At 33.7% G+C, this 7157-nt stretch carries 5 protein-coding genes; all 5 read right to left on the reverse strand.

Annotated features, from left to right (window positions below; translation table 11 throughout):
• Window positions 1–321: 321 nt before the first annotated feature.
• The 5 genes from ESV24_RS15025 to ESV24_RS15050 all read right to left on the reverse strand — a co-directional run bounded on the left by ESV24_RS15025 (window position 322) and on the right by ESV24_RS15050 (window position 6793).
• Window positions 322–1152 (reverse strand): hypothetical protein, encoded by an 831-nt coding sequence (locus tag ESV24_RS15025; RefSeq protein ID WP_146743196.1) that lies wholly within the window; start codon window positions 1150–1152, stop codon window positions 322–324.
• 27 nt (window positions 1153–1179) lie between these two features.
• Entirely contained in the window at window positions 1180–1437 is a 258-nt protein-coding gene (locus ESV24_RS15030) for a hypothetical protein (protein ID WP_111817149.1), read from the reverse strand.
• An 874-nt stretch (window positions 1438–2311) separates the two neighbouring features.
• The gene (locus tag ESV24_RS15040) at window positions 2312–3565 is read right to left on the reverse strand and encodes a hypothetical protein (protein WP_111817150.1); all 1254 of its coding nucleotides are present in this window, start codon (window positions 3563–3565) and stop codon (window positions 2312–2314) included.
• Between the two features lie 886 nt (window positions 3566–4451).
• On the reverse strand, window positions 4452–5531 hold the full coding sequence (locus ESV24_RS15045; protein ID WP_111817151.1) for an HpaII family restriction endonuclease: 1080 nt from the start codon (window positions 5529–5531) through the stop codon (window positions 4452–4454).
• Complete coding sequence (locus ESV24_RS15050) at window positions 5528–6793, reverse strand: DNA cytosine methyltransferase (RefSeq protein WP_111817152.1); 1266 nt, start codon at window positions 6791–6793, stop codon at window positions 5528–5530. The genes ESV24_RS15045 and ESV24_RS15050 overlap by 4 nt, the downstream gene beginning before the upstream one ends.
• Window positions 6794–7157: the final 364 nt, after the last annotated feature.

Genomic DNA, 7157 nt, shown 5'->3' on the forward strand with positions numbered 1-7157 from the left:
GGGATTTTGGGATTCCCCGCCCAAAAACCGTGTTTTCATTTTCGCTGAAAAGCACGAGCCCCATTTTTCAAAGGTCCTTTTGGGTTCTGCTGCGCCAACATTTACTTAAGCCAACTTGCCGTTAACGGATTTGTATAAGAATAGTAGGGCGGAAAAAAAGCGACTACCATTCGGTTGGACACAAGCCGAATTTTTAAATTTTTCTTTTTATCTTTTTTACTCAATAAGCCAAATTTAAAAATTTGGCGACCTTGCAAGAGTGCCTTGTCCTTTGGGTTAAGCACTTATTGCCCTATTATTTTTATACGTTGTTGCCAGTAGTTATTGTGCGTAATGTATATCGTATTCTTGTGATTCAGGATTAAAAACTTTAAAGGTTTTATTGTCTAAAATATATGTTTCTTCATCTCCATCAACATTGACAATTCCATTTTTAAACTGGGCAATGACATTATCCTTAAAATCAAAATAAGTGTATTCTATATCAATTTTATTATCGCTTAAAAAAGTTAATTTATACTTATTTTCTCCGTTATTAACTTTGGATTGAAATTTCAAAACATCGCCTTTAGTATAACTTTTATTTTCTTTGGTTTGTTGATTATTTTCAACAAAACCTTCTTTTTTATTTTCATTAACCTCAATTTCATTTTGGTCTTTTTCCATATATTCTTTGTAAGCTAAACCATAAATTGTAACATTAACATCTAAGTTTTCAATTTCTTGAGTTTCAACATAAATTTCTCCATCTGCCGTTTCTTGTATATTATAAATTATTTCTATTCCCTTTTCATCAACTAATCCGTTCATTAGCATTCTAGCAAAGCCGTTATCATTAATTTTTTTTATGTCGTTTTTCATTTCTTGATTGATGTCGAAAACCAACGTAGCTTTGCAGTCACAACTTTTGAGTTCATCATTTTTAGCAACGGTTCTAACAGATGAAATTTTTATTACTTCTTCAAACAATATTTCAACATCATTTTTAGATATACTGTACATAGATGAAAAATCTCCTCCATTCTGTAATTCAGACTCTAATAATAAATCTTTAACCGTTTTTTTTACCATATCAGAATTACAATCTAAATCTGAACTGGCACAAGATGATAGAATTATTAATGAAACTATAATTAGTAGTATTTTGTTCATATTAATTTGTCTTAAATAATTACAATGTTATAAAGTTTTTAACTTGGCTGAAATATCATCCATAATTTCTCCGAGTTCTATATTACTAAAATGATTACGTAAAATACTTTCCTTAAGCATTATTTTAAAGTCATCCCAAGGTAATTCAGATGAACCAGCTTGGTTGTATCCGCCTGAAGCTTTTTCATATCTATTACGTATAGAAAATTCTGTTGAATCCCAAGTGGATTCTCCCCATTCGAGGGAATGATTCGATGATAATGGTTTTTTGTCTTTTGGTTTCATATTTGTTTTTTTTTAATTACTGGCAACGGTCGTGGCTATGAGTAGTGCGGGCGCAAACACGCAGTTTCCTTTCGGTTGAGCACAGAGCCAAAACCTTGTTTTCGGGTTTTTAACTTAATATTTAAAAAAGCCAAAACAAGGTTTTGGCGGTCATTGCAAAATATCGATTTCCTCTCGATTAAGCACCCAATCCCGCATTACTTATAGCCGTTGTTGTAAGCAGTTTTTTATATTAATTTCTGTTTTTAATTCGTTTTTTAATGAGTATTATTTGTCCATGGTGATAGTATGTATGTTCTATCATTACATCAATGTTCCTGAAACAAGTTCCATATTTTTTGTCAACTACATCTGAAAATATATAAACTTGATGAATATTTCTAAATTGGTTAATTATAGTCTTGATAGTAGACAAATTTAGAAATAACTCAGATTCAACCACAAATTTATGGATTGGATAATGGAATTAGATAGTTTTGATAGATTAATACACAATTCGTCTTCATTGCATTCACAACAAATTCTGATTTCCAAAGCCTTGCATAAAAATCTTGATAATTGATCTATAACACTTATGGTATTAGCGAACACTCGATAGTCTACAATTGCATTCGATATAGATGATGCATAAGTGAACTCCTCATTTATACTCCCTAATAAATGCGGCTCATATAAATAACAGCCAGCCTTTATTTCATTTATTAAGTAGTTCAAGTATTCCACTAATGCACTTGCTTCTTCTGGCTTAATGATTGATAAATGGGAATCTATGGATACACTTTTAAGATGATTTATTTTCTTAAACGGACAGAACAATACATAACAAAAAAATCTTTTGGTTATCTATTTGAAAATAAAGTTTTTGCTATGATGCCTAGTTAAATTCAGCTTTTAGGGCTATATTCTTCTGATTCAAAATGACAATTTCAAAGTCGGATTTATCCAAAACTAATGTAACCTTCTTATCATCCGTCTCTTGTATATCATAGGGAACGGCTTTGCCGACTTTCTCACCTTTTTTGTAGGCAAGTACCAAACATGGGCACTGGATATTTTCTTCAACAAATGATAGTTCCACTTCTTTACGATCACCATACACCATCCATTGCGGACGATCGTATTTTTTACTTCTTGGATGGAAAACTGCTATGTCATACCTGAATGTGCCCATAGGAGGTAAATCAAGAGAGGTTTCCTTTCGTTGCTGACCAAATAGCTCACCAGATTCATTGACAAAAACACTAGGTCTTTCTAGATCTGTAATCTGATAATACGAGTTTTCGTAATCCCTGTTACCCTTTTCAGAATAAATTGTCTGACTTATGGTTAATGGGTCGACTCCTGTAAATTCCGTCAATCTCCCTGCCATCGCCTTTCCCCAACCCATGGAATTGTTAGGCATATCTCCTTCGTACACATGATCAAATCCACAATGAATTAATATCTTTTCGTTGGGGTATCGATTTAGATAGGATTCAATATTCCGGGCTTGATTAATTTCTCTTTCCTTCCCATTAGCATGTCCACTGCTTTCGTACCCAAATATATTGAACCCCATATCAAAGGCTGTTCTTACTAAATTGCCAAATTGAGGTTCTTGTGTATAATATCCAGAATCAAGAATAGGATAACCATTGGCTTGCATAATTGAATCTGCTTGAGGCGTATTAAAATATCCTTCCATTCCTAAGTGCTTAAAGCCTCTTCTTTTAAGCCCTTCAAGTAGTCGAGTGGTAAAAATTCGATGTTGGGGCATTTGATGAGCTTCATTTATGATGACTACTTGGTGATCTTCAGCTTCATTCAATATGTAATCTATTGCATCCATTGCTTTGTAGAGGCCAAAACTATCTCGTTGTTCCTGCGTAAGTCCAATTTCAATTGATTCTTTCGTATCCCAAATCTCATGCATCCTTTCTATGTTTCCGATTTTGGCAAATTCCCATGCTGTTCTATCGACAATTGTAGGAAAGGTATCCCAATATGAAGAAAAATTGTACGGCATCTCATTTGACTCTGTATCAAAATGAAAGTCAAACTCCACAAAATCTAACTTTTTCTGATCTTCATTTTTGGTATTACAGGCAATGATCAGCAAAAAAATAGCAATAATAAATAATTTTTTCATAATCAGTCTTTTTATTTAGATGATAAAACTTTCATTTAATTTCGTCAAATTGCTTACAACGTTCAAGTGTATGAAACGTAGCGTATAAAAATACAATAATTTTCGGATTTGAAGGATCTTCCAAATATGTAAAGACCTTCGGGTTTAGCCAAGACCAGCTATGTTTTATACACAGTGTTGGCAACCGTATTATTACTTTTCCCACGTTATGATTTTCAGTCAGAGTAAAGTCCGACGTTTTATTTTATTTTACGCATCAGGCTAAAATCCGACGTTGGTATTGCGTGCGACCGAGTAAAATCCGACGTTGTTATTTTTTACGCATCTGACTAAAATCTGATGTCAAGATTCCGTTCGAAAGAGTAAAATCCGACGTTGTTGTTTAAAGTCCGATTTGGTATTTCAGATTAATATTTAGTTTCTTTTTCCAATTCGATTATTGGTCAACTTTGATAATTCCAGATTTGAGTTTGTCGAGAAACGTAGTTTTGGAATTTTGCCCTTAAAAAACCAAAAAAAAAATTCGATTTCCATTCCGGCCAAATTCCGTTTTGTTAATGTTTTTATTCGGTCAGTTTTTCAATTTCAGCCGAGTTTTTGTTCATATGGTTGCCAACGTTGATGTGTATGAGCAGTAAGGGGCAAAATAAGCAATAATATTCCACCACTAACTGAACATTGCTGAAAGATAATAACTTTCGGGTTAAACACAAAGCCCTTATTGCTTATACACGGTGTTACCCACAGGCTTTATCTGCGTTCTGTTTTTCAGATTGTCTTCTTTCTCGTTTGTTCGGATTTGCGCGTTGGCAAGACATACTCTTTTGCAATTTTGGGCGAAGCTTGGCTGGTGCGAATTGCAAATGTGTATGGCTTTTAGCGTTGGCTATTTTGTGAACCGAATTTGTAAATTTAGATTAAAATACAATTGTCCATTTTCTTCATAAATTTCTCCAAATCCGTGTCGGGAAGAACTTGCGGTGTCCAATTTGGTATTATTTAACAAGTAATCTTCAAACTCGTTTTTGTTGTAAATATGATAGCAAAGAACATCGCCATTTTCCTTTACGATTAAATAACCACCTGTTGCATCATATTTTCCTGTCCAAACTTGCGATGGCATCATTCCAAGCGCAACGTCAGTTAGAAAACGTTTGATTTTGTATTCGTAAAATTTATGTTCGTTTTCTACGTCGAAGTTCAACGGATTTTTTTCTGCTGTCTTATTTATTAAATCGGTCAAATGAGAAAACTCACTTGAATAAAAATCAAATACGATTTGTGATAGAATTTCGGGTAGTAAACTGTCAATTAAAACAAGATTATTTGAAAATATTTGTCTTTCAGTTTTTACAAATTCAAATGCTCCACCTTTGTTCTGAATTTGTAAAATCCTATCCATTATTTTACTTCTCGTATCAATGGAATTGATTTTGTTAATGTCGTCAGAGGTTAGCATTTTGCCTCCAATTTTGTATATAAAATTTGTTGTTTTTCCTGCATTGAGTAGAGTGGATGGACTTCCAAGTTGAGACTTTATACTAAACCCAAGTGTTGGTTGTTGATTTGTTCTTTGGTCGTGAACAACAATTGTAATATCAGTTTTGGCGGACGAACTTGCCTTTAGAGAAACGCAATTAATGGATTGCATAAATTTTTCTATTTCTGGAACAGAAAACGTTCTTGCTCGATTTTCCTTTATTGCTTTTAAAAGGAACAAAGCTTTCGTTTTGAAATCGTCAATTGGAATTTTTAAGACTTGCTCGTTACCCGAAATTAAAATTATCTCGTCTTCGATAGAATATTGAAAATCCCCATTATTTTCTGAACGTAGTATTTTGATTATTGGATAAACTAAATCTTCTAATTTTTCAATGTTTTTGTCTCCAAGAAATAACTGTTTATCGCCCAATAATTTGAATAGAGCATAAATTTCGCTCCATTCGCCTTTGTTACCTGTAATCATTTGAAGTTAAGTTTTTCTATAATTTTTTCCGCTGTTGCTTGAATTGCGGGAACTGCAACTGAATTTCCGAACTGCTTGTAAGCTTGTGCATCTGACACTATGATTTTAAAATTGTCTGGGAATCCTTGAAGTCTTGCCCATTCTCTTGGCGTCATTTTTCTAATTCCCTCGCGATTGACTTTTCCTGTTATATGAGTTACTGGAACAAAATTTGTTAATCTATCATCTAATACTAAATTCCTTTCTCTGCCCATTCCTCCGCAAACAACTGCGTTTGCAGTTCCGTCATTTGGTATTATTTCGTAACCAAATCCGTTTCCTTTACTTTCGTGGCGTGCTCGGTGGTTTTTTAAAGTTTGAACGTAAGTAGTAGATAAATAATATTTTACAGAAACTTCTTCTTGCTCTAAAATGTCATCCAAAACTGCATTTTCATTTGTTGGTTCGGGATATTGAAAATCTGTAATTCCTAAATCTTTACGAAAACCGACGATGAAAATTCGTTCCCTGTTTTGAGGTACACCAAATTCTTTTGCATTTAAAATTTGAGGTTCGGGAACATAGTAGTTTAAATCTTCTCGAAGCACATTTAAAATTGTCGTCAACGTTTTTCCTTTGTCGTGGTTCCGAAGTCCTTTGACGTTTTCGAGGAAGATAGCTTTGGGCTGTTTGTTTTTTATAATCTCTGCAACGTCAAAGAATAATGTTCCACGAGTGTCTTCAAATCCGCCACGTCTTCCTGCAATTGAAAATGCTTGACAAGGAAATCCTGCACACAGAACGTCAAAATTGTCGGGAATATAATTTTTTGTTTCGGGTTTAGTGATGTCGCCGAAAGGAATTTCGCCAAAGTTGGCTTTGTAAGTTTGTTTCGAATATTTGTCCCATTCGCTTGTAAAAACGCATTTCCCTTCAAGATTTTGAAATGCCAAACGGAATCCGCCAATTCCAGCAAAAAGGTCAATAAATTTGAATTTAGGCTTTTCTGGTGCTGGAAAAGGAACTGATTTTTTGAAATCAAAAATTAAATATTGCAGAGCATTTTCTGCAACTTTGTTCGTGATTTCTTCCTTTGGATATTCTTTTTCCAGAATTTCTTTTACAAAAGCGAGTGCGTCTTTTTTGTAAAATTGTGAAACTCCGTTTTTATGATTTTGTAAATAATGCGTGAAAGATGCTGGTTTCGAATCATCTGGCTCAATTACTTTTATTTCAAATAACTGTCCGTCAATGGTTTCTATGTCAATTCTTTCTTTTAGCATTTCGTTTTTATTTCAATCCCACAAGTTATAAAAGATTTGTTCGTTTTATTCGGTTTGTTATTTTTTTTGTTCACATTCTGCTGTGTACAATTTAAGGGCAAAGGCAAAAGAACAGCTCTTTTATTTTTATAAGGTGTTGGCTTTTTTAGCGTTGGGAAAAAATAAATGTGCTGTTTGCGCGGTGGCCTTTTCAGACTGATTTTTAATGGTAGTTCGGATTTTTTTTTAGCTTGTGGGTAACGTGTTGTGTATGGGCAGTAGCGGGATTTCCCCCAAAACTTTCGCCCTTAAACAGACTTTAAATTTATAAAATTATTTTCGGATCCAGCACGTAGCCGCTATTGCTTATACACAGTGTTAATGG

The sequence above is a fragment of the Aequorivita lipolytica genome (assembly GCF_007997135.1).
GTDB classification, from domain to species: domain Bacteria; phylum Bacteroidota; class Bacteroidia; order Flavobacteriales; family Flavobacteriaceae; genus Aequorivita; species Aequorivita lipolytica.

Bases quoted from the DNA above. Each gene is read 5' to 3' on its own strand.
- ESV24_RS15025 (WP_146743196.1), bottom strand. From the start codon at position 1,152: ATGAACAAAATACTACTAATTATAGTTTCATTAATAATTCTATCATCT.
- ESV24_RS15030 (WP_111817149.1), bottom strand. From the start codon at position 1,437: ATGAAACCAAAAGACAAAAAACCATTATCATCGAATCATTCCCTCGAA.
- ESV24_RS15040 (WP_111817150.1), bottom strand. From the start codon at position 3,565: ATGAAAAAATTATTTATTATTGCTATTTTTTTGCTGATCATTGCCTGT.
- ESV24_RS15045 (WP_111817151.1), bottom strand. From the start codon at position 5,531: ATGATTACAGGTAACAAAGGCGAATGGAGCGAAATTTATGCTCTATTC.
- ESV24_RS15050 (WP_111817152.1), bottom strand. From the start codon at position 6,793: ATGCTAAAAGAAAGAATTGACATAGAAACCATTGACGGACAGTTATTT.